This is a genomic window from Candidatus Thiodiazotropha endoloripes (genome assembly GCF_001708965.1).
GTDB lineage: Bacteria > Pseudomonadota > Gammaproteobacteria > Chromatiales > Chromatiaceae > Thiodiazotropha > Thiodiazotropha endoloripes.
Map to the genome: position 1 here is coordinate 89476 of NZ_LVJW01000006.1, position 22545 is coordinate 112020.

General features: G+C 53.7%; 20 protein-coding genes. 8 read left to right on the top strand and 12 right to left on the bottom strand.

Annotated elements, in window-relative coordinates; all coding sequences use genetic code 11:
• Positions 1 to 5: 5 nt before the first annotated feature.
• The 4 genes from frr to rpsB form a co-directional block, all read right to left on the bottom strand.
• On the bottom strand, positions 6 to 563 hold the full coding sequence (gene frr, locus A3193_RS11055; protein WP_069006165.1) for a ribosome recycling factor: 558 nt from the start codon (positions 561 to 563) through the stop codon (positions 6 to 8).
• Between the two features lie 2 nt (positions 564 to 565).
• A complete protein-coding gene (pyrH, locus tag A3193_RS11060) occupies positions 566 to 1288 on the bottom strand; it encodes a UMP kinase (protein ID WP_069014827.1) in 723 nt (240 codons plus the stop codon).
• A 122-nt stretch (positions 1289 to 1410) separates the two neighbouring features.
• Entirely contained in the window at positions 1411 to 2298 is an 888-nt protein-coding gene (tsf, locus tag A3193_RS11065) for a translation elongation factor Ts (RefSeq protein ID WP_069006167.1), read from the bottom strand.
• A gap of 91 nt (positions 2299 to 2389) precedes the next feature.
• Positions 2390 to 3124: a 30S ribosomal protein S2 gene (gene rpsB / locus A3193_RS11070; protein ID WP_201258731.1), complete on the bottom strand. Its 735-nt coding sequence runs from the start codon at positions 3122 to 3124 to the stop codon at positions 2390 to 2392.
• Between the two features lie 474 nt (positions 3125 to 3598).
• On the opposite strand from rpsB, the gene map reads away from it, so the two are divergent.
• From map to A3193_RS11085, 3 genes are all read left to right on the top strand, one after another.
• Entirely contained in the window at positions 3599 to 4375 is a 777-nt protein-coding gene (gene map, locus A3193_RS11075; RefSeq protein ID WP_069014830.1) for a type I methionyl aminopeptidase, read from the top strand.
• A 71-nt stretch (positions 4376 to 4446) separates the two neighbouring features.
• Positions 4447 to 7101, top strand: coding sequence for a [protein-PII] uridylyltransferase (glnD, locus tag A3193_RS11080; protein WP_069006170.1), 2655 nt, complete (start codon positions 4447 to 4449; stop codon positions 7099 to 7101).
• A gap of 402 nt (positions 7102 to 7503) precedes the next feature.
• Entirely contained in the window at positions 7504 to 7884 is a 381-nt protein-coding gene (locus tag A3193_RS11085) for a hypothetical protein (protein ID WP_069006171.1), read from the top strand.
• A 36-nt stretch (positions 7885 to 7920) separates the two neighbouring features.
• Here the strand turns inward: A3193_RS11085 and A3193_RS11090 are convergent, their stop codons facing one another.
• Positions 7921 to 8667, bottom strand: a complete 747-nt coding sequence (locus A3193_RS11090; RefSeq protein WP_141694786.1) for a hypothetical protein — start codon at positions 8665 to 8667, stop codon at positions 7921 to 7923.
• A 649-nt stretch (positions 8668 to 9316) separates the two neighbouring features.
• On the opposite strand from A3193_RS11090, the gene cysZ reads away from it, so the two are divergent.
• Positions 9317 to 10060, top strand: a complete 744-nt coding sequence (gene cysZ / locus A3193_RS11095; RefSeq protein WP_069006173.1) for a sulfate transporter CysZ — start codon at positions 9317 to 9319, stop codon at positions 10058 to 10060.
• A gap of 26 nt (positions 10061 to 10086) precedes the next feature.
• Here the strand turns inward: cysZ and A3193_RS11100 are convergent, their stop codons facing one another.
• Positions 10087 to 11244: a pyridoxal phosphate-dependent aminotransferase gene (locus A3193_RS11100; RefSeq protein WP_069006174.1), complete on the bottom strand. Its 1158-nt coding sequence runs from the start codon at positions 11242 to 11244 to the stop codon at positions 10087 to 10089.
• Entirely contained in the window at positions 11241 to 12014 is a 774-nt protein-coding gene (locus tag A3193_RS11105; RefSeq protein ID WP_069014834.1) for an HAD family hydrolase, read from the bottom strand. Before A3193_RS11105 ends, A3193_RS11100 begins: the two co-directional genes overlap by 4 nt.
• A 480-nt stretch (positions 12015 to 12494) precedes the next feature.
• On the opposite strand from A3193_RS11105, the gene dksA reads away from it, so the two are divergent.
• Positions 12495 to 12935: an RNA polymerase-binding protein DksA gene (dksA, locus tag A3193_RS11110; protein WP_069006176.1), complete on the top strand. Its 441-nt coding sequence runs from the start codon at positions 12495 to 12497 to the stop codon at positions 12933 to 12935.
• 66 nt (positions 12936 to 13001) lie between these two features.
• Complete coding sequence (gene gluQRS, locus A3193_RS11115; RefSeq protein ID WP_069014835.1) at positions 13002 to 13895, top strand: tRNA glutamyl-Q(34) synthetase GluQRS; 894 nt, start codon at positions 13002 to 13004, stop codon at positions 13893 to 13895.
• A gap of 128 nt (positions 13896 to 14023) precedes the next feature.
• Here the strand turns inward: gluQRS and yjgA are convergent, their stop codons facing one another.
• A complete protein-coding gene (gene yjgA, locus A3193_RS11120) occupies positions 14024 to 14578 on the bottom strand; it encodes a ribosome biogenesis factor YjgA (protein WP_320409093.1) in 555 nt (184 codons plus the stop codon).
• Entirely contained in the window at positions 14509 to 16179 is a 1671-nt protein-coding gene (gene recJ, locus A3193_RS11125) for a single-stranded-DNA-specific exonuclease RecJ (RefSeq protein ID WP_305782033.1), read from the bottom strand. The genes yjgA and recJ overlap by 70 nt, the downstream gene beginning before the upstream one ends.
• A gap of 425 nt (positions 16180 to 16604) precedes the next feature.
• On the opposite strand from recJ, the gene A3193_RS11130 reads away from it, so the two are divergent.
• A complete protein-coding gene (locus A3193_RS11130; protein ID WP_069015467.1) occupies positions 16605 to 18302 on the top strand; it encodes a BatD family protein in 1698 nt (565 codons plus the stop codon).
• A 45-nt stretch (positions 18303 to 18347) separates the two neighbouring features.
• On the opposite strand, the gene A3193_RS11135 is transcribed toward A3193_RS11130, so the two are convergent.
• Positions 18348 to 18680, bottom strand: coding sequence for an SET domain-containing protein (locus tag A3193_RS11135; RefSeq protein ID WP_069006180.1), 333 nt, complete (start codon positions 18678 to 18680; stop codon positions 18348 to 18350).
• Entirely contained in the window at positions 18667 to 18912 is a 246-nt protein-coding gene (locus A3193_RS11140) for a hypothetical protein (RefSeq protein ID WP_069006181.1), read from the bottom strand. The genes A3193_RS11135 and A3193_RS11140 overlap by 14 nt, the downstream gene beginning before the upstream one ends.
• A gap of 143 nt (positions 18913 to 19055) precedes the next feature.
• Here A3193_RS11140 and A3193_RS11145 point away from each other — a divergent pair, with 143 nt between their 5' ends.
• Entirely contained in the window at positions 19056 to 19685 is a 630-nt protein-coding gene (locus A3193_RS11145; protein ID WP_083218736.1) for a thiol:disulfide interchange protein DsbA/DsbL, read from the top strand.
• Between the two features lie 157 nt (positions 19686 to 19842).
• Here A3193_RS11145 and A3193_RS11150 read toward each other — a convergent pair whose 3' ends face one another.
• A complete protein-coding gene (locus A3193_RS11150; RefSeq protein ID WP_083218737.1) occupies positions 19843 to 22440 on the bottom strand; it encodes an autotransporter family protein in 2598 nt (865 codons plus the stop codon).
• Positions 22441 to 22545: the final 105 nt, after the last annotated feature.

Below are 22545 nucleotides of genomic sequence, written 5' to 3' on the forward strand. Positions count from 1 at the left end.
GAGGATCAAATCTCCATCAAGTCCTTCTCTTTCTCCTCCAGCAACTCATCAACCTGTTTAATGTGTTTGTCTGTCAGATTCTGGATCAGTTCCTGTCCGCGGTGTTCATCATCCTCTGAAATCATCTTCTCTTTAACCAGATCCTTGAGATCATGGTTCGCATCACGACGGATGTTGCGCACCGCGACTTTGGCCTGCTCAGCCTCCTGGCGGACGACTCGAATCAGATCTTTGCGCCGCTCTTCGGTCAGCGGCGGCATCGGCACCCGCAAAACCGAGCCGGCACTCATCGGGTTGAGTCCCAGATCGGAAGTCATAATCGCCTTCTCCACAACCGAAACCATGTTCTTTTCCCAGGGCACCACGGTCAGCGTGCGAGCATCCTCGACATTGATATTCGCCACCTGGCTGATCGGTACATCCGATCCATAGTAGTCGACCCGGATATGATCCAGCAGACTGGGATGGGCACGGCCGGTCCGCACCTTGGCCAGTTCATGTACCAGGGACTCTACACTCTTACCCATACGGGTTGACGCATCACGCTTAATATCATCAATCATAGTCAGTCGCCTTTTTCCACCAGGGAGCCAATTGCCTCTCCACGCATCAAGCGCATGAGAGCACCCGGGTCGTTTATATTCATGATCCTCAGGGGCATCCCGTTGTCCCGGCACAGAACGATTGCCGTGGCATCCATGACCTGAAGGTTTTCCGCCAAAGCGCGTTCGTAGGTCAATCGGGGATAGAAGGTTGCCTGGGGATCTTTCATCGGGTCGGCTGAATAGACACCATTCACCTTGGTCGCCTTGATCAGCAGATCCGCTTTGATCTCCACCGCTCTCAGGCTGGCAGCGGAGTCAGTGGTAAAGTAGGGATTGCCGGTACCGGCCGCGAGAATGGCAACCCGGCCCTGATCCAGGCTACGCCTTGCATCTCTCGCAGTAAAGGGTTCACAAACATCTGGCATGGCAAGCGCCGAGTAGACATCGGCTTCCACACCCAGGCGGGAGAGCATATCCTGCATCGCCAGTGAGTTCATTACGGTGGCCAACATACCCATCTGATCGCCGCGTACACGGTCAAAGCCACCCTGAGCCAGACCTGCACCACGAAAGATGTTGCCGCCACCGATCACAACCCCCATCTGAATGCCCGCATCGATCAGATCCCTGATCTCCTCAGCAACCCGCTGAAGCACGCCAGGGTCAATACCGAAGTCCCCCTCTCCCATCAGGGCCTCGCCACTCAGTTTCAGCAAGATGCGTTGGCAAATTAGCGCACTCATATCATCCCTTTCCTGGGGTCTGTTATTAATGGTGGCCAGCCATCGGGATGGCTGGCTGTGGAAAGGCATCGGATTGCGATGGATGCCTTTCCACTAGGCCCATGGGCTTGGCGCAGAAAAAATCAAGACATCTTGGCTTGAGCCATGACCTCTTCAGCAAAGTTTTCCTGCTTCTTTTCGATACCTTCGCCGACTTCAAAGCGTTTGTAATCCACAATCTGTGCATTTTTGCTTTTCAGCAGCTTTTCCACGCTGGTATCCGGATCCTTGACGAAGGCCTGACCCATCAGGGTGTTCTCTGCGAGATACTTGCGCATCCGGCCTTCGACCATTTTGGTAATGATCTCATCCGGCTTGCCACTCTCTTTGGCCTGAGCAGTGACGATCTCACGCTCTTTGTCCATCATATCCTGAGGCATCTGCTGCGCAGAGAGACAGACCGGATTGGTTGCCGCAATGTGCATCGCCAGATCGCGTCCCAGCTCATCATCACCACCGTCGAGCTCAAGCACCACACCGATGCGAACGCCGTGGCGATAGCTGACCAGCTTACCGGATGAGGCATTGAAACGGACAAAACGACGTACATTCATGTTTTCGCCGAGTTTTGAGACCAGTGCCTCACGGGCCTGATTGACTGTGGTCTCTTCACCTTCATGCAGCGGTTGCTCCATCAGTGCGGCGACATCATCTGCGCCACCTGCCAGAACTCGCTCTGCAACGGCCTTTGCGAAGGAGGTGAAATTGTCGTCCTTGCCGACAAAATCAGTTTCACAATTGACCTCAACCATTGCGCCCTGGGTATTGTCATCGTTGAAGCTCAACACGATGATACCCTCAGCTGCGATACGGCCCGCTTTTTTGGCCGCCTTCGCCTGACCGGATTTGCGCATCTGCTCGATGGCTGCATCCACGTCGCCATTGGACTCAACCAATGCCTTTTTACACTCCATCATCCCTGCGCCGGTACGATCACGCAGCTCTTTCACCAGAGAGGCTGTAATTGCCATAATACGCCTACCTTAAATATTTAAGTACTAAAACTGTCTTACAAGAGAATGGTTACCGGACTCCGGGGAGTCCGGCCACTTTGCCGAAGTGTCAGGCCTGATCAGGCGCTACCTCGACAAACTCCTCGTTACTATTTGCTGCCACACTGTTGGCGGCACTGGCGCGACCTTCCAGGATCGCTGCCGAAGCACCCTGTACATAGAGCTGAATCGCGCGAATCGCATCATCGTTACCCGGAATCACGTAATCGATATCATCCGGGTCGTTGTTGGTATCCACCACGCCGATCACCGGAATACCCAGTTTGCGGGCTTCAGCCACAGCATTCTTCTCGTGGCCAACATCGATGATATAGAGGGCGTCGGGCAGACCGTTCATGTTCTTGATACCGCCAAGGCTGCGCTCCAGCTTCTCCAGCTCTCGGCTCAATCCGAGCGCCTCTTTCTTGTTGAAACGGTGCTCAACACTACCGTCTTCGAACATCGCCTCAAGCTCTTTGAGTCGCTTGATGGACTGTTTGATGGTCTTGAAATTGGTCAGCATACCGCCCAACCAGCGATGGTTGACGAAAGGCATACCGCAACGCTCCGCCTCTTCGCGTACCACGGACTGTGCTGCACGCTTGGTGCCGACAAACAGAACCTTGCCGCCGTTGGCAGAGAGGGAACCGATGAAATTCATCGCATCCTTGAAAAGAGGCATCGTCCTTTCCAGATTGACGATGTGGATCTTATTGCGATGTCCAAAGATGTAAGAACCCATTTTCGGGTTCCAGTAACGGGTCTGATGACCAAAATGTACGCCTGCCTCAAGCATCTGGCGCATTGATACTTCACTCATGAGTGACTCCTGATATGTATCGGGTTAAACCTCCACATATCCCATAGTCCAACCTTATGATACTGATTAATAAGTAAAACTTAGTAATACTCAGTATCTTCCAAGGCACCCAGGACCATGTGACGATATGTGTGTGTTTTCTACCCGCGAGAATAACCCTAGGGCCTCCGCGGACTTTGGATGCTGAAGCGTTTGCGATTCAGCGGGGCGTTTTATACCATAACCGGCTTGTTGCGACAATCTTGCCGCACCCGCCATCCCCTTATAACCTGAATCCGAGGGTTCATGGCGAGTTCAGAGTGTAAACTATTGATTTCCCATTGGAATCAAAAAATCTTAGCTTCACCCATAGGTTAAGCGGGCATTTTTTGGACCGCAGGGGAAGCAATAGCTTGCGCTATGTGCCGTCATGAACCCTCGGATTCAGGTTTAACTTCCCGGACATTCAAGCGATTTCACATGGGCGTCACAATAAAAACAGCACAAGAAATAGAAAAGATGAGACAGGCCGGCAAGCTTGCGGCTGATGTACTGGAGATGATTGCCCCTCATGTACAGCCTGGCGTGACAACCCTGGAGCTGGACCGCATCTGCCACGACTACATCGTCGACCAGCAGCAGGCCATTCCGGCACCGCTGAACTACCGCGGCTTTCCCAAGTCGATCTGCACCTCGGTCAATCAGGTTGTCTGTCACGGGATTCCCAACGAGAAACGTCTTAAAAAGGGCGATATCGTGAATATCGATATCACCGTGATCAAGGATGGTTACCATGGCGACACCAGCAAGATGTTCACCGTCGGCCAACCCTCAATTCTTGCCAAGCGACTGATCGATGTCACCCAGGATGCCTTGTGGCTGGGGATCAACAAGGTAGAGCCTGGCTGCCGACTCGGCGATATCGGCCACGCGATCCAGACCTTTGTCGAAAATCACCACTATAGTGTGGTCAGAGAGTATTGCGGCCATGGTATCGGCAAGGATTTCCATGAAGATCCCCAGGTGTTGCACTACGGTCAATCCGGCACCGGCATGGTTCTGCAGCCCGGCATGTGCTTCACCATTGAACCGATGGTCAATGCAGGCAAACAGCAGGTCAAATTGAAGCAGGACGGCTGGACTGTGATCACCCGGGATCGTAGCCTTTCAGCGCAATTCGAACACACCATCCTGGTTACCGAGGGCGGTTTTGAAGTGCTGACTCTGCGTGAGGAAGAGCGGGAAAGTCGTTGCTGACCGGGAGTCAAATCCCAACAGTGGTGGTCTTAATCTAGGGCCTGAGCCCCACTACCTTTATACTGTGAATTATGATCGACTATGCCGCCCTAAGAGAGGCCTTCACCCACGACGTCTCTCCAATCCAACCCTGTAAAGACTATCTGAAACGCTATGTTGAGGATGTCAATGAACGTTTTACCACGGGACAGACCCCCACCAGTGAGCTGGTTGCCGAGCGTGCCAATCTGATCGATGAGATTCTGAAACAGGCCTGGAAGCGTTATTTTTCCGACCAGGTGGCAGCCTCTCTGGTTGCGGTCGGGGGCTATGGCCGGGGGGAACTCCACCCCGCCTCGGACATCGATATCATGATTCTGCTTGAGCATGAGAGTCAGTTTGAATCCTTTGAGGACCAGCTGCAGCAGTTTCTGACCCTGCTCTGGGATATCGGCCTGGAAATCGGACAGAGTGTTAGAACCATCGATGATGCGGAGCGTCAGTCCAAGCAGGACATCACGGTCATTACCAACCTGATCGAAGCACGGCTGCTGACCGGCTCCGTGACACTTTTCGAGAATATGCTGCTGGCAATCGCTCCTGACAAGATGTGGAACAGCGATGAGTTTTTTGAGGCGAAATGGAATGAGCAGCGTAAACGGCACAACAAGCAGGGCTGCAGCCTGAGCAATCTCGAACCCAACCTTAAAGAGAGCCCCGGTGGATTGCGGGATATTCAGATGATCGGCTGGGTTGCCAAGCGCCATTTCCAGATCCATGACCTGCACGACCTGGTCAAACATAAGTTTCTTACCGAAGCCGAGTACCAGACCCTGATTGAGGGACAGAATCACCTCTGGCGGGTTCGCTTTGCCCTGCACCTGCTGACCGGACGTTGCGACGACCGGCTGCTGTTCGATCATCAGCGCACCCTCGCCAGCTATCTGGGTTATGACGCCGATCATGCCAACCTGGCTGTCGAATGCTTCATGCGAGACTACTACCGCACGGTAATGGAGCTCAGTCGTCTCAACGAAATGCTGCTGCAGCACTTTCAGGAGAGCATTCTGTTGAAAGACGAGCTCGGTGAACCGGTCGAGCTCAATCAGCGATTCCAGCAGCGCAGTCAATTCCTGGAAGTCACCCACGAGAACGTCTTCAAGCGCTACCCTACCGCTCTACTGGAAATGTTTCTGGTAATGCAGGAACACCCGGACCTGATCGGGGTCAGAGCCAGCACCATACGCCTGATCAGAAACCATGCCTTTCTGATCGATGAGGCATTTCGCCAGGATATCCGGGCACAGAGCCTTTTCATGGAGATTCTGCGTCAGCCTGTGGGACTCACCAGAGTATTGCGCCGAATGAACGTCTACGGGGTGCTGGCCGCCTATATCCCGATGTTCGAAAACATCGTCGGGCGCATGCAATATGATCTGTTCCACGTCTATACCGTCGACGAACACACCCTGATGGTGGTTCGCAATATCCGCCGATTGAGTGTCGACCGGTTTGCAGACGAATATCCCTTCTGTACTCAACTGGCCAAAACCCTGCCGAAGGAAGAGCTGATCTATCTGGCTGCCCTGTTCCATGATATCGCCAAAGGCCGAGGCGGCAACCACTCAGATCTGGGAGCGGTGGACGCCTACGATTTCTGTCGCCTCCACCACCTGAGTGAATATGACAGTCAACTGGTCAGTTGGCTGGTGCGCAACCATCTGGTGATGTCGATGACGGCACAACGCAAGGACATCACCGACCCGAAGGTGGTTCAGGAGTTTGCCGCACTGGTCGGCGACCTGAACCGACTGACCTATCTCTACCTGCTCACCTTCGCTGACAGCCGCGCCACCAACCCCGATGCCTGGAACTCCTGGAAAGATTCACTGCTCAGGGATCTGTTCAATGCCACCCGCCGGGCACTGATTCGCGGTCTGGAGAATCCCCTCGCCCAGGAGGAGCTGATTCAGGAAAAACAGCAGGCCGCACTGCATCAGCTGAAAAAGCAGCAGATCGATGAAACGGCGATACGTCAGCTCTGGTCCACCTTCACCCATGAGTATTTCCTCACCCATTCACCGAATGCCATCCAGCGCCACAGTAAATCCATTCTGCAGGCCCCTGCGGACGCCTTTCCGCTGATTCAGATGCGCCAGACCCAGAAGCGGGGTGGAACCGAGGTGCTCTATTACGGTATCGACAGAGACAACCTGTTCGCCGTGACGACCACCCTCCTCGACCAGCTCTCCCTCTCGATCGTCAATGCCCGGGTAATGAGTACCTCAAATGGTTTCTCACTCAACTCCTATCTGGTTCTCGAACAGGACGGCTCACCGGTTGAGTTCGGTCCACGCAGTGAGGAGATCGTCAACACCCTGCGAGAGGGAATATGTCAGGAAGGTGACCAACCACTCAGCGTAAGCCGGAGAATTCCAAGACAAAACAAACACTTCGATAACTCGACAGCAATCTATTTCACCCAGGAACCTACCCTGGAACGCACGATCATGCGGCTGGTGACACTCGACCGGCCAGGGTTACTCTCCGATGTGGGGCAAGCCTTTGCTGAGTGCAATATCCGCCTGCAGCATGCAAAGATCACCACCCTGGGGGCCCGGGTGGAGGATATCTTTTTCATCACAGATCGTCAGAACAAGCCTCTATCGTCCGATTCCAAGGTCAATTGTCTGAGAGACGCCGTCATGAACCGAATGCCGGAATCCACTGAACAGGCGGAAAATTGAAGCAGATCACACCGTTTCCATAGGCTCCGGAATTATCATAAAAACAGATAATGGACCAGGGCTTCGGCCCTGCTGGGCCAATTGGATTAGTATTAACAGGCCCTAACCCGGATGGGTATTGACTCTGTCAATGGAGAGTGGATTTTCCGGATCCAGTGAACTAATTACCATTGTAAGGATCAATGGCAGTGAAACCTTGGGGGCTACCCTCCATCAGATGACCGGGGCCTGAATCAAAGATTGCGAAAATCCGATCGATGTTGACCATTTTTTTGTATAATTTGAGTGGGTGCATGGTAAATTCTGCCTCCGCAAAAATGTGCAAATTACCGTGCTAAAGCCAATTTGTGCTGTAACATCTCAACAACGGATTCTGGCAACTGAAAACAGTGGTAGGAAACCATGAATAGATCAGCACTTTACACACTCGTTGTACTTGCCTATGGGCTTACCGCCTGTGGAGGTGGTGGCGGTGGTGGAGATGACGACAATACTCCGGTCAATCCATCGGATAATCAGGCTCAGGAGTTGAGCTGGGTTGCTCCATCCACCAGAACGGATGGCAGTTTCCTGGATCTCAGCGAGCTTGCGGGATTTAAAATCTATAGTGGCCCATCATCAAACAACCTGGAGTTGATTGCCGATATCGAGGATAGCCACTCAACCTCCTACGACCTCTCCAGCATGACGCCCGGCAGTTACTTTTTCGGAGTTGTGGCTTACGATACCGATGGCCTGAACAGCCCGATCTCCGATCGTATCGAGAAAACCATCACGGAATAAAAAAACCCTGATCCGGGGATCAGGGTTTTTCTTGATTCACTCAAGAATTGGGGGATTCGGCGGGTTTCCCACGATAAACCCGGCCGGCGGCCCGATATAGCTGTCATCGATAACCAGCTCATCAATGATGAAATAGTTGTCGGGACTGGCGGGGGCTGCCGTGTTGAAGTAACCACCTATGACATCGACATAGTTGAACTCACCACCCGGTGTACTCATGGTCTGTTGGACATAGAGGCCATTATGCTCACCATCCTGTGTGGTGATATAGAGTCTGATGATACCGGTACGGGCATTGGCTTCGAGCTCCACACTGATCCACTCGTCTTCACGGTGAAATGGAGGATCACCGATCTTGAAGGAGTCAGTACCATCCGGCCAATAGTCTCCACCTTCATATCGACACACCGTGTTGTCACAGGCGCCCCAGGTTCTCCAGTCTTGACCGCGACCGATGATCATCGGTCTCTCACGATAATCGATACGGTTCATGATGATGACTTTGGTTTCATCAAAACCGGCTGAATTGAATCCTGGCCCATGGCGCATCAGCCATCTGACGTTGAGCTGTTCGGTATTCATACCGGTAAACTGCCCCACGCCGTTGTAACCCTGGCCATTGGAGATTGGGAAAATCTGGGCGGCACCACCACCCTGCCATCCGCCACTTGACAGCCAGTTGTGTCGAGCTCCGTTGGTAACCCAGACGATGTCCTGATAGTTGTTGACATCGAAAGTCTCATTGAAGGGTAGGTTTCCAACGTTTCTGGCAAAACTGCTCATTGGCATGGCCAGGAGAACCATGGACAACAGACCAACAACAGAATTACGCAGATGACTGCACGAGAAATATTTAGTGTTGTGTTTCAACATTTTCAGCCTCAGGCAAGATACAAATCCGATTTATTAGGAAGTTTAAATTCCCGCCACTAAAATTTTGTTGATCGTACTCACAAGTTACCATTCAGTCTATGAGAAGTGTGAACTGAATCCAAGTATAGTTGGTAAATCTAGGTGCAACCAAAAACGATTTATCAAATCAATCAGTAGGATACTCCATAAGTACCACCCATTCTCATCGTTCAGTGCGGTAAAACAGTGAACTACAATCCTACTTTATATCGACTGATTCGACAGATTGTTGATAGCTCCTCATAGGCGCTAATGTGAATTGAATCAATCTTTTGAGAATGCATCGAAAAATAGATCGAGAAAGTTTGTTTTCGAGAGGTCCCCACGCCACTTCAGACCAGTTTTCATACATCTGAGACTCACCATCCTAATTGTAAAAAAGTGTATGGCGCGCCTCTATTCGCTGCCAAAGATTTTTCTGATCGATAGAATCAGTGTACTCTCCGGGCAAATCAGAATGAGTTATCCGTTCTCGCCTTTTTCACATTTCATGCAGATTAAGTAATCCAGGTATTCATAGATGAGTAGCAACCCAATCTCCGGCGCCGGTTATCTGTTAGAAGGTTTAAAGTTACTTTTCAAACCGGGAATCAGACCCTTTGTTTTAATCCCACTACTCATCAATATTCTGGTATTCAGTCTGCTGGTCTGGTTGGGTGTCGATCAATTCGAGCAATTGATGGATCGTTTTCTGCCCGATGATGAGAGCTGGCTGGCCTGGCTTCGCTGGCTATTGTGGCCGCTTTTCGCGATCGCCATCATTTTGGTCGTTTTCTATACATTCACTGTAATTGCCAATCTGATTGCCTCGCCGTTCAACGGCCTGCTGGCGGAGAAAGTGGAACTCTATCTGGGTGGTAAACTTGGCGATCAACCCGCTGGCGCAAAACAGATCATGAAAGAGGTGTTACCCTCGATACTCTCTGAATTACGCAAACTCCTCTATTTTCTACTTCGCGCCATCCCCCTGTTGTTACTGTTTCTGATTCCGGTGATCAATCTGGCCGCCCCCTTTCTCTGGATACTTTTCAGCGCCTGGTTTCTTGCCCTGGAATATGGCGACTACCCGATGGCCAATCACAGCCTGCCTTTCAAGGAACAACATCAACGCTTAAAGCGGGTGCGGATGACCTCGCTCGCCTTTGGCGGTGGCTTGACCGCGATGATGATGGTTCCCCTGCTGAACTTTCTGGCCATGCCGGCAGGGGTGGCCGGCGCCACCGTATTCTGGCATCAGCAACTGCAAAAGTTGCCGAAAGGGTAGCCAGCAACGTTGATCGAGAAGTGGATCTAGGCAAAAAAGCGGGCGATCCGCGCCACCCCTTCCTGCAGCTGATCCATTGCCGTGGTATAGGCGAATCTCAGATAGGATTCAGGCCGATTGAAACCGAAATCGAGACCGGGGGTAACGGCAACACCTGCCTCATTCAGCAGCTGTTGGGCCAGTTTTTGACTGTCACTGGCGTGCTCTCCACAGCCGGCATAGAGATAGAAAGCCCCCTGGGGGGTCACCGGCAGTGAGAAACCCAGATCCCGCAAGGCCGGAAGCAGAAAATCCCGCCGCTGCTGAAAGGCCAGACGCCGCTGTTCCAGAATCGAAATCACCTCTGGAGAAAAGGCACTCAAGGCAGCCATCTGCGACAGGGTCGGTGCGGAGAGAAACATGTTTTGAGCCAAACGATCCAGTGGATCGATCATCGCCTCGGGGGCAACCATCCAACCCAATCGCCAGCCGGTCATTGAGAAATATTTTGAAAAACTGCTGATCACGCAGATCTCGGAACTGATATCCAGGGCGGTATTCGCGTCAACACCGTAGGTCAGGCCCAGATAGATCTCGTCAACGATCAGTACACCGCCCAATTCGGTCACCTTGTCATACAGCTGTCGCAGCTCGGCTTCAGCCAGCAATGTACCGGTGGGATTGGAGGGAGAGGCGATCAGAACCGCTTTGGTGTCATCCCGCCAGGCCTGCTCCACCAATTCGGCGGTCAATTGGTATGCCGTCTCCTCCCCGACCGGCACACCCACGGGTATCCCATCGACCATCGATACAAAATGGCGATTGCAGGGATATCCGGGATCGGCCATAAGAACCGATTCCCCCGGATTGATCAGCACATTCATCAACAACTGCAACGCACCAGATGAGCCGGGGGTCACGATCACCTGGTGCGGGTCCACATCGACCCGATATTTACTTTTGTAGTAGGCGGCAATCTTCTGACGTAACTGCGGCAGGCCGGTAGCCGGGGTATAGTGGACATTGCCCCCGCTGAGGGCCTCCTGTGCCGCCGCAACCACAGGTTCCGGGGTCGGATAATCGGGTTCACCGATCTCCATATGTATGATCGAACGGCCCTGAGCCTCCAGCTGACGGGCTTTTGCCAGCAGATCCATCACGTGAAATGGCGCGATTTGCGCCATGCGCCTGGCGATCTCGGTCATTTCACACCACGGCCATGGAGCGCCCGCAGCATCTCGATATTGGTGTAACTGAAATCACCGGCACTCCCATTCAGGCGCTGGAAAGGCTGATCAGGTTCACCCAGCTGGTCGATGATCAGGGTGGCGCCGGTAAAATCATCCTCCACGGTATAGCCATTGGTTGTCACCAGAATGGTATCAATCGAGGCGCGACTTGCCGATTGAACCCCATTGTGGGAATCCTCAAACGCCATACAGGCCTGTGGCTGCAACTTCATCTGCTGCATGGCCCATATATAGATATCCGGTGCCGGTTTTTTCTCCGCTACAATATCGCCTGCCGCAATCACTTCGAACCAGGATTCCGCTTGCGGATCCAGACTGTGTTGCAGCAGTGCACTGACATTTGCCGGTGTGGTGGTGGTGGCGATTGCCAGGCGCAAACCCTGCTCTCTCGCCTCCTGCAGTAACCTTTTGACACCGTTTCGCACTGGTATCATGCCCTCCGCTAGCATCCTGGTGTAGTGCTCGGTTTTTGCGGCATGCAGTCCGGCTATGAACTGATCCAGCTCCGCCGGACCTTGAAAAGCGGTATTGTAGTCTGCCAGATAGTGGCGGATACGCTCCTTGCCACCGGTTACCGCAAGCAGTTTTCCATACAGCTCAACAGACCACTCCCAGTCCAGTCCAGCCTCTTTGAAAGCCAGATTGAATGCGACTCTATGCCCATCTCTCTCGGTGTCGGCAAGGGTGCCGTCCACATCAAATATCAGTGCCTCTAAATCAGCCATTTTCACACCTTCGTCATATACAACCCGGGATGATTACCCCGACGGCGGAATAGTGTAACAACAAAACCGGAATTGCTCGCACATGATCAAGTGGGGTAATTGATGCGCGATTACCCTGATAAGTGCCAGGATTTGGCTTTTTTCAAGATCACCACCCGATTATTCCACCGATTGATCCTAAGTAATTCGCTCATTCAGCGGCTCAATCCGCAAATATCAATTGTGGCTAAGGCCTGCTCTAGATCAACAAAGTACCCCTGCCAAGGAATGTTATTCCTGCATCAACCTTTATTTTTTCTGAATTTTGGCCAACCTTATTGATGGAAGAGAGAACATTGCAATTGGCTGACAATAGCCTTACACGGACGGGAGACCTGTGCACCGACTCAGTGCCCGATTCCTGATTCTGTTTTAACCATGTATTGTTTCGTTCTCCCCTTTCTGGTATAGATATGCGCCTTCACGTAAGAGGTACCATGAATGGCCCAGAAGAAAGCCACAGCTAAAGGGGCTGGATCCTTCGGCATCGAGCCCTATGAACCCGCTAAGGGTGAAGAGTATATGAGTGAGGGGCAGGAGAACCATTTCCGCTCCATACTTGCTGCTTGGAAAGCCAATCTGATGCAGGAGGTCGACCGTACGGTTCACCATATGCAGGATGAGGCTGCCAATTTCCCTGACCCGAACGACCGCGCCACCCAGGAGTCTGAATTCAGTCTTGAGCTGCGTACGAGGGACCGGGAGAGAAAACTGATCAAGAAAATCGATGAAGCCTTGGAGCAGATCGATAACAAAGAGTATGGCTATTGCGAGTCCTGTGGCATCGAGATAGGTATCCGCCGACTGGAGGCCAGACCGACCGCCACCCTCTGCATCGACTGTAAGACTTTAGATGAGATTCGTGAAAAACAGATGGGGTGATGCCGATCGGATTTTTCCTGTAAAAAACCGGCATATGCCGGTTTTTTACGTTATGGATAGGGGACAATGAGCCGTACTACCTATCGGGGGCGCTTTGCGCCATCACCGACAGGAAAACTCCATTTCGGTTCCCTGGTCGCTGCTGTTGGCAGCTTTCTCGATGCCCGTCATCACCAAGGTGAGTGGCTGGTGAGAATTGAAGACCTGGATCGTACCCGGGAAGTCCCCGGGTCCGCCGCGGAGATCCTCTCCAGCCTCGAGGCTTTCGCTCTGCACTGGGATGGAGAGGTGATCTATCAGAGCCGTCGCACGGAGCGCTATGCCGAAGTCGTTGAACAATTGCTTGCCGCTGACCTGGCCTATCCCTGCAGCTGCTCCCGTAAAGAGATACGTGAACGTGCTCAGATCGGCCCGGAAGGGCCGATCTACCCGGGAACCTGTCGATCCGGAAAAAAACCGGGTATAGCGACAAACAGCATCCGCCTGGTGACCCAGGACCGGGATATTCTGGTCGAAGACAGACTGCAGGGGATATTCCGGCAGAACCCTGGAACAGAGATCGGCGATTTCGTGATCAGACGGATGGATGGCTATCACGCCTACCAGCTGGCCGTGGTGGTGGATGATGCCTGGCAGAAAATTACCGATGTGGTGCGTGGTGCCGACCTGCTCAGCTCAACCCCCAGGCAGTGCTATCTGCAACAGCTGCTCGGCTTGGAGCAACCCAACTATCTACACCTGCCGCTGGCAGTCGATCAAAGTGGGCGTAAACTGAGCAAACAGGATCGGGACAGGCCGGTGGAGCCGAAAGATCCCCTGAACTCCCTGCTCAGTGTCCTTGCCTTCCTGCAACAGCCACTGCCTCCGGAGCAGCCGGAGAGCCCGGAAGCACTCTGGCAATGGGCGATTCCAAGATGGCGGACCGAGTCCCTGAGGAGCGCGAGCTCAAGCGGGCTCTGACCCCTTATGCCGGCAAGTGGCTCAACTGGTTTGGCTGACGGCACCGCCATTAGGACATTGCGGCTCCTGCAGTGACCGGATCATCTCGTACTGACCAACTGAATAGGAGAGATTCCATGACAGGGACACTATAGCCCGGACACTTCTCGCAGATACTTGAACAATTTGCGGAAGGCCTGAGGGGGACCACCCTTCTCCTGCTCCCGCTTGGCCGCTTGAATCAGCTGCCGAAGATGTTGACGGTCGGCATTTTGATACTCCGCCAGAAAAGCGCCAAACGCCTCACTCTCCCCCTCGATCAGGCGATCCCGCCAACGCTCGAGATTGTGAAACTTTGCAACCGATGCCTGATGTTTATTGTCCAGCTCATCCACCACCTGGCGGATCGCATCCAGATCTTCCTGTTGCAACAGTTTGCCCAGACGCCGGTAGTGTCTGCGCAGGGCATTCATAGATTTGATCCGTTTTGACTCCGCCAGGGCAGCCAGCATGGCATCACTCAGTGGCATCCTGCCCAGCTGGGTCGCTGACAGACCGGTCAACCGCTCCCCCAGTTTCTGCAGGGCGAGCATTTCACGCTTGATCTCGCTTTTGCTCGGCCCCTCGTCCTGCTCTAGTTCGTCGTCTCGAATGTCGATGCTATCTTCTCCACAATCAATTGCGCGCTCTTCTGACCACGAAATTCGTTCACATCCAGTCGGTAGGCAAGCAAAACCTGACCGGCAGACTCAGACAGGGGTGGCTGATTGAAGGCAATGGCATCAATCAGCCACTCGCCACTGTCATCCCCCAGCACCAGCTTCAGATGGTGCTCGGCAACCACTCTCTGCTGCTTCACCGTAAACCGCCCCTCAAACATCGGCTCAGGAAACCCCTGCCCCCAGGGGCCGCCGGCACGAATCTGTTCCGCCAGAGTGAGATTCATCTCCTCCTGTTTGAGAACGCCGTCGGTCAGTATAACCCCCTCGAGCAACTGGGGATCCAGCTGTTGTTCAAGCGCTTGCTCGAAGGCGAATTTAAAATCATCAAACCTATCAGCGGAGAGACTCAAACCAGCGGCCATCGCATGGCCCCCGAAGCGGGTGATCAGACCGGGATTGGCGCTGTCGATGCGCTCTAGCAGGTCGCGTATGTGCAATCCGGCAATGGAGCGGGCCGAACCCTTCATTACCCCGGAGCCGGCATCTGCAAATGCGATTACCGGGCGATGATACTGCTCCTTGATCCTCGATGCGAGAATCCCGATCACCCCCTGATGCCAGCTCTTTTCGTAGAGACAGAGACCCTGGGCCAGGATACCGTCGGCTGGTGGCAGCTGCTCCTGCAACAGACTCTCCGCCTGCTGCTTCATCTGCTGCTCGATCGCCCGCCGGGCATGGTTGAGCCGGTCCAGTTCGGCCGCGATGGCGGTGGCCGAGTCAATGCCTTCACTCAACAGACACTCGATACCCAATCCCATATCGTCGAGGCGACCGGCGGCATTCAGCCTGGGGCCTACGGCGAAACCCATGTCTGAAGCAACCACACGCTGATAGTTGCGCTTGGCGATGGCCAACAGCGCCAGTATTCCTGCCCTGCAGCGTCCGGCACGAATCCGTTTCAAGCCTTGTGAAACCAGTATGCGGTTATTTCGATCCAGCGGTACCAGGTCGCTGATGGTGCCCAATGCGACCAGATCGAGCCACTCCGCCGGTTGCGGGTGTTTCAGCCCCTGCTGCTGAAACCAGTCATTCGTTTTGAGCAGATTGTAGAGCGCAATCATTACGTAGAAGATCACCCCAACCCCGGCCAGATAGGGACTGGGAAAATCGTCATCCGGCTGGTTCGGGTTGACGATCACGGCGGCCTCGGGCAGCTGTTGTCCCGGTAGATGGTGGTCGGTGATCAATACCGGAATACCCAGGGAGTTGGCCTGTTCAACCCCACTGAGACTGGAAATGCCATTATCCACAGTCACGATCAGACCCGGACTGCGCTGTGCGGCCAGGTCGACAATTTCCGGACTCAGGCCATAGCCGAACTCAAACCGGTTAGGCACCAGATAGGAGACCTTGTCGCTACCGAATGCCTGCAGAGCCAGCACCGAGAGTGCGGTACTGGTTGCCCCATCCGCATCATAATCACCAATAATGACGATTGGTTCTCCTGCACGGATGGTCTCGAACAGCAGCTCGGCTGCGGCTTCAACCCCTTTCAACCGGGACACTGGACAGAGTTGTGACAGGGCCAGGTCGAGCTCTTCCTGCCGCTTCAATCCCCTGGCATGGTAGATCCGCTGCAGCACCGGATGTATCTCCGCTGAAAATTGAGGAGGCTCTGACGGTTGGGTTCTTGCTTGGATTTTCACTAAGTTCTTATTCTACCTGACACGATGTCTCCGCTTCAGAGTTGTTCTGTGCGAAACCTTAGGGACTAAGGATATCAGAGTAAAAACTCTGTAAAATCCATAGGAAACTTATGTTTGCCACCCCCATCTAAAGGGGTGACCTTGGAGCTGATACAAGTGCACAATTATAGGGTATGCGAGCCTGTGTTGTGTCTGTGCAGGTCTCTAAGCGACACGCTCAGTCACCCTGCTGCAACCCGGTACTGCTGAAACAGAGCGTTTTCACTGCATACCACCAGCGGCCGGGTAAGATGGAAAACCGCAATACAACCAGGACTATGCCAGAGTTTTTAAAAACCGACACTGCTCATCTCGCTCGCCTGATGGCGTTTCTTCTGTGCCTTCCGGCAGGCTTACTTCAAGCCCAGGTGCAGAGCCGACTCTCCCACCAGGTAACCGGCCTGGATCAGCCGGTGCAGTTGACCATAGAGACCGATGACGGAGAAGATCTCTCGCCCGACCTCACCCCCCTCGAACAGGATTTTGAAATTCTCAGCCGCTCCACGCAGCAGAGCATTTCGGTGATCAATGGCGAGATGACATCAAAGCGTTCCCTGAACCTCACACTGCTTCCGTTACGCAGCGGCAGTTTGACCATCCCGGCGATCCAGGTTGCTGATCAAACCACACAACCACTGACCCTGCAGGTGGAGCAACAGACCCAGCAGGAGGCAGAGGCAACCAAGCAGGCACTGATCGAACTGAACCTGAACAAGGATTCCGCCTATCTCGAAGAACAGATCCTGCTGACCCTGAAGCTCTACCAGGCCAAGGGAGTCCGGGGTGAATCACTGGATCCACCTGAACCATCACTGGACGACACCCAGATCAGCCTGATCCATGAGGATCGCTACAGCAGCCGCAAGGATGGTGTGGACTACCGGGTGGTAGAGCGAGTCTACGCCCTGTTCGCACGCCAAACCGGCATACTGACACTGGATGGGGTAAAATTTCGTGGCCGTTCAGGTGGCAGCCGTGACCCCTTCACTGCCTTTTTCAGCAACGGCTTTCCTTCACATCAACAAGCCGGTCGTATCATTCGAGCTGAATCCAACCCGGTCTCCCTGGAGATTCTGCCAATTCCACAAGAGTTTACCGGTGAACGCTGGCTACCGGCGAAAAATCTGCAAATTGTGGAGAATGGTATCGACAACGAAATGGTGCTGGCGGGCAGTCCGATCACCCGTCGAGTGATGATTATCGCCGACGGAGTGATGTCGAACCAACTGCCAAACATCGAACAGAGCATGCCAAGCGGACTCAAACTCTATCCGGAAAGCCCACATCTGAATGACAAGCCGAATCGATCCGGTATCAGCAGTTCACTGCAGCAGAGTCTGACTCTGATCGCCACGGATCCGGGGAGATACACCCTGCCCCCGATTGAGGTTCCCTGGTGGAATACCGAAACCCGCCAGCAGGAGATTGCCAGACTGCCCGCCAAAGAGATCAGTTTTATGCCCAATCCTGCCGGAATGGCTAACCAAGCTCAGCCTTCGGTCGCTGCTCAAACCAGTCAACAGAATCTGAGCGCAGAAAATCCAGCCACCCCTGACCCGGAGTCGGCTGACGACTTTCCCTGGATGGCCACCCTGTTCGGATTGGCCTGGTTGATAACAGTCAGTGCCTGGTGGTTCAGCAGTCGACGCAAGCAACCCGCCAAGCCGGTGACGATCAAAGAGCCCAGCCAGCAGAGATCGAACCAGCCAGAGCTGGAAAACGTCCTGCAGCACCTGGCAGAAGCCTATCAGACCAAAGATGGTCAAGCGGCGAGAGATGCCTGGCTCCACTGGGCCCTGCTCAGCTGGCCCGACAACCCGCCCAACAACCTCAGCAGGCTGGCCAGGCGATGCCATCCGGATCTGGCACAAGCGGTAAATGCTCTGGAGAGGGCCATCTACAGCCCTAATTCAGAAATCAGCTGGTCGGATTTTGAGATCCTGAAGCTGATAGAGGCAAAGGATTCCAGACAATCCGCTGATAAAGCCGAACAGAATCTACTGATACCCTTGAATCCCTGACAGCTGGCGGCTGAGCCCAGGGTTTCGATGACGAGAAAGAGGAGCCTACTCCTCTTCCCAGCCTCCATAATCGAAGGTGATCTCTTCGTTGGGTTTGATGTCCTTCAGTGCGAACAGATCGAAGCCATCAAATTCAGCATTACCCTGATCATGATGGTTGAGATAGCGAAGCAGATTTCTACCGCTGCGGCCGACCGGTTGCTTGTCATCTTCAAACACCCAAAGCACATAGGTGCCATCCCGCTTCGCTTGCGGGCCCTCATAGGTTCCTATGAAGTCCCCTTTGGCAATGGATACCTTCGCAAACAGTCCATTACCGTGTATCCGGGAGGGTGCTTTATAGACAATATTACCGAGTCTTGTTCTACTGTTCGCCATCTTTCATACCGCTTCGCTGATTATCTTTGGGAGAGCCGAGCGGGCAACTCTCTCCATAAACCGCCATAATGTCGCGTAACTCTTTCAAGACTTTCTCTCTTGAAAGGTCGTCTAGAACCTTCAATTCGGGTAATATAACGCCCTGTTCCAACAACTTAATGTCATCACGGACTGATCTGCAACCCTTCTGGCAGAGTATCTCGATATAGTGATCTATCTGATTATTTCCCATGAATCACAACTCGCATAGGATATTTCAAGTTGATTTGCGTCAATTCGCCATACCGTACCGGGAACCATACTGCTATTCAAATTTCTAACAGGTTTCAATAGGATTTGATCCTATCAACATTACAACAAACTGAAGGACAGATTATGCCCTTGATCAACCGACTGACACTACTTTTTCTCATTGTTACCAGCCAAACACTGTACGCCGCCGAATGGGGCGAGGGATATGATCCGGTGGATCCGCCGGTGGCCACTTCCGTTGCCGATGGCAAGGTGGAAGTTCTCGAGTTCTTCTGGTACGGATGCCCTCACTGCTACCACATGGAACCCGATCTGGAGAGCTGGCTGAAAGCGAAGCCGGAAAATGTGGAGTTTGTCCGGGTGCCCGCACCACTGAACAGTCGCTGGACCGCCCACGCACAGTTCTTCTACACCGCCGAGATCCTCGGTTTGACTGAAAAACTGCACACCCCCCTGTTTGCAGCCATCCATGACAAGAAGCGTAAAATCTACGACAAGAATGCCCTGATCGACTTTGCGGTGGAACAGGGTGTGGACAAAGAGAAGTTTACGGAAGCCTGGAACTCCTTCGGTGTCTACGTCAAGGTTCAGAATGCGAAGAAGCTGGGGCAGCGGTACCAACTGGACGGAGTACCCGCCATCGCGGTCAATGGTAAATATCTGACCAGTGGTAGCCGGGCCGGCTCCTACAGCAAAATGTTCGAAATCGTCAGCCAGCTGGTTGCCGGTGAGAACGTAAAACCGGCCCAGTAAGCCCGAAGCAGAGTCGCCGGGTTGGTCACAGACGATTAAACCCGAGCTTTCACGACACGCTTCAGACAGGTAGAGAGCATCCGCTCTCTGCCTTTGATCTCAAACCTCAACCGAATAACAACAGCATGGGCCAGCCCCATCACGGTCGCATCCCGTATCAGAAATGATAGGCCACACCAACATTGATCACCGGCCAGTATCGGATGTCATCCAGATCCTCACTGTTGATCCGGTTCTCCTCAACCGCCAACTCCGACTCCAGTTGGGCTTTCAGCGCCGGATTGGCATCAGCCAGGGCACTGTCCGCTTCGAGTGAGATCGTCGGATTGTCGGTAAACAGAATACCGAAATCGACACTGAAGCTGAACTTGGATCCCGGCTTCACCGCATTACCCCAACCGATACCAAGGTAGGGTGCCAGATTGCGGCTGTAATCGACCTCCGCCTCCAGGGTACCCACCTGGTCAGGAGTGAATGTAGTGCTACCGATCTCCACGGGCTCGGTGGGTTGAGCGGATGCTGTGATATTCGACTGCAGGGCGTAGAGTCCGCCACTCACTCTGAATCCACCATTCATCGGATGCCAATCCAGCAGTGCGCCCCAAGTGAAGAGATCCAGGTCTATGTCATACTCGATATCATCGAGCTCCTCATCCGTGTCATAGGGCATGTTTGCCAGCAGGGTTCGAAAATTGAGGCTCTCTCCACGCACGGGCAGGGTCAGAGCCAGACCGGGACCGGTGGTACCGATGAACAGGCCCGCTGCAACATGCTGATCCTCACCCGCCTGCAGCAGATGGATATCCTCTGCCGGACCACCGAACGGCATGCGCGCGCCGAGCTGCCAGGTATCCAGATCCAGATCATCCCTGGCCAGCATGGTGCTGTATCGGACAAAGCCTGTGATACCGTTTTTGAATTGGCCGCTGAGTGAGATCCCCGCATTGACATAGCTGTCATCCGGATCCTCATTGGTCAGTGTAAAGCTTCCCGCTTCCGGTACCAGTGCGAATTCCGCTTCGATCTCAGGCGCTTCATTCTTGAAGTCCTTGACCAACTCAAGTTCGAACTGCGGCACCAGTACACCAAAGCTGAAGCTGAGTGCGTTACTGGCCCGCACACCGAGTCGACCGGAGAGAACATCGGTGGAGGTCTTATAGATATTCATATCCAATCCGGCATCGTTACGCTCCCGGTAGGCGTCTATTTCACTATTGCGATACTCAAGTGATGTATAACCGTCAATCCTCCAGGCCTGTACGTTGTAGCTGTATCCAGTACCAACCACGGCACTGAAGATATCCGCATCTGTCTCAGCTTTGGCCTGAGAGGCAACGCCCCCGATATCGATTGAGCGACTGGTATCGATGGATGACTCGCCATAACCGAGCAACCAATCCACATACCAATCTCTGGCCGGGTAGTAGTTACCGTAGATCGAGAGGTTCCAACCATCCACATCGACACCGGTATCACCACCGTTTTCACTGGTCTCAGAGCGGCTGTAGCCGAGTGCCGTTCCCATCACCAGATCGTTGTTGAAACGGTAGTCGAGACCGGCCAGCAACTCCTGATTATCGATCTCAAAGGCGTTCTCCCGGTTACGCGACTCCCCATCGCCGATATTGATCGTTCCGGTTATAAATCCACCCAGACGCTCATTGGCGATGCCATCGCCGGCACTTCCCCCCTGCTGCAGGCCGGTCAGCAGGCGCCCAAGATTGAGCTGCTGATCATTCAGGATGGCCCGCAATCCGGCCAGGCTGACACCGGGCAGACCAGTGCGTATCTCCTGCAGACGACCAGCTACATTCTTGATCTGGTTTGCAGCAACCCCCTTCATCGAGCTCGCCTGGGCGCCCACCTGTCTCAAAAGCACCTCTTCCAACGCACTATCGAGCTCTGAACCACTCAGAGACGAGAGCGCGCTACAGGTGGTAGCCAGCGCCTCATCGGTCTGTGATCCAGCAGCGGCGGAGTTGGCGTCACAGGCCACCTGCATCACCCTGGCCAGACTGCTCTGCGCCTCATCCGCGCCACCATTGGCAATGGGGTCCAGGCTGGGATCGAGGGTTATGGTGACGCTGGCCGGAGCACTGGCCTCACCACTGTCAGCCACCAGGCGATAGTCGAAACTGACCGAGGTCGGGTCACTGAGATCCGTTGGAGGCGTATAGAGATAGAGACCGGTAACATCGGTTGTGGAAAGTGTTCCCTGACTGGGCTGGGAGAGAATCTCGACACGGAATCCGATACCCGGATGGATGTCGTTCTCCTGGGGAAAAAGGTTGATTGCACCGCCACTGCTGAGATAGTGATCGTTGACGGTCTCCAGGGTTGAGGTGGAGGAGACGATGTTCAAGGTCACCAGGGTGTCATCGCTGGTGCCTCGGATGTCGCTGACCCGATAGGTGAAAGTGACGCTGCCGGAGAATCCCGGATTGGGAAACACATTGATCGAGAAGTTGTCATCCGGATCGATCTGCACGGAACCCGCAGCGGCATTGGAGAGACTGCTGATCGAGACGATTTCGATGGCATTGATCGCTTCCAGGGTGGAGATCTCCAGCCGATCATTCACCGTTACCACGATGGTTTCCGAACGATCATTGGCATCGATGGTGTAGATGTCCGGTACCCCGGTAGCCGCTTCAATACCGCTTGAAAAAAGCGTGGCCCCGACCGAAAAGGCGGCGACGGTGAGCGATGTCATCCCCTGAGAAATGACAAATGGTTTGTGGCTTGGTTTAATCATGAGCTACCCGTTTTATTCTTCTGCTGAAGGTCCCTGGGACCCAGCAATGGTAAGGTTGTTAAGGAAACCTCTTTTCAGACAAGAGACTCTCTCTCCCCATAGCCA

Excerpts from the sequence above, each read along its gene's own strand:
- frr (WP_069006165.1), bottom strand. The coding sequence starts at position 563 with ATGATTGATGATATTAAGCGTGATGCGTCAACCCGTATGGGTAAGAGT.
- pyrH (WP_069014827.1), bottom strand. The coding sequence starts at position 1,288 with ATGAGTGCGCTAATTTGCCAACGCATCTTGCTGAAACTGAGTGGCGAG.
- tsf (WP_069006167.1), bottom strand. The coding sequence starts at position 2,298 with ATGGCAATTACAGCCTCTCTGGTGAAAGAGCTGCGTGATCGTACCGGC.
- rpsB (WP_201258731.1), bottom strand. The coding sequence starts at position 3,124 with ATGCGCCAGATGCTTGAGGCAGGCGTACATTTTGGTCATCAGACCCGT.
- map (WP_069014830.1), top strand. The coding sequence starts at position 3,599 with ATGGGCGTCACAATAAAAACAGCACAAGAAATAGAAAAGATGAGACAG.
- glnD (WP_069006170.1), top strand. The coding sequence starts at position 4,447 with ATGATCGACTATGCCGCCCTAAGAGAGGCCTTCACCCACGACGTCTCT.
- A3193_RS11085 (WP_069006171.1), top strand. The coding sequence starts at position 7,504 with ATGAATAGATCAGCACTTTACACACTCGTTGTACTTGCCTATGGGCTT.
- A3193_RS11090 (WP_141694786.1), bottom strand. The coding sequence starts at position 8,667 with ATGAGCAGTTTTGCCAGAAACGTTGGAAACCTACCCTTCAATGAGACT.
- cysZ (WP_069006173.1), top strand. The coding sequence starts at position 9,317 with ATGAGTAGCAACCCAATCTCCGGCGCCGGTTATCTGTTAGAAGGTTTA.
- A3193_RS11100 (WP_069006174.1), bottom strand. The coding sequence starts at position 11,244 with ATGACCGAGATCGCCAGGCGCATGGCGCAAATCGCGCCATTTCACGTG.
- A3193_RS11105 (WP_069014834.1), bottom strand. The coding sequence starts at position 12,014 with ATGGCTGATTTAGAGGCACTGATATTTGATGTGGACGGCACCCTTGCC.
- dksA (WP_069006176.1), top strand. The coding sequence starts at position 12,495 with ATGGCCCAGAAGAAAGCCACAGCTAAAGGGGCTGGATCCTTCGGCATC.
- gluQRS (WP_069014835.1), top strand. The coding sequence starts at position 13,002 with ATGAGCCGTACTACCTATCGGGGGCGCTTTGCGCCATCACCGACAGGA.
- A3193_RS11130 (WP_069015467.1), top strand. The coding sequence starts at position 16,605 with ATGGCGTTTCTTCTGTGCCTTCCGGCAGGCTTACTTCAAGCCCAGGTG.
- A3193_RS11135 (WP_069006180.1), bottom strand. The coding sequence starts at position 18,680 with ATGGCGAACAGTAGAACAAGACTCGGTAATATTGTCTATAAAGCACCC.
- A3193_RS11140 (WP_069006181.1), bottom strand. The coding sequence starts at position 18,912 with ATGGGAAATAATCAGATAGATCACTATATCGAGATACTCTGCCAGAAG.
- A3193_RS11145 (WP_083218736.1), top strand. The coding sequence starts at position 19,056 with ATGCCCTTGATCAACCGACTGACACTACTTTTTCTCATTGTTACCAGC.
- A3193_RS11150 (WP_083218737.1), bottom strand. The coding sequence starts at position 22,440 with ATGATTAAACCAAGCCACAAACCATTTGTCATTTCTCAGGGGATGACA.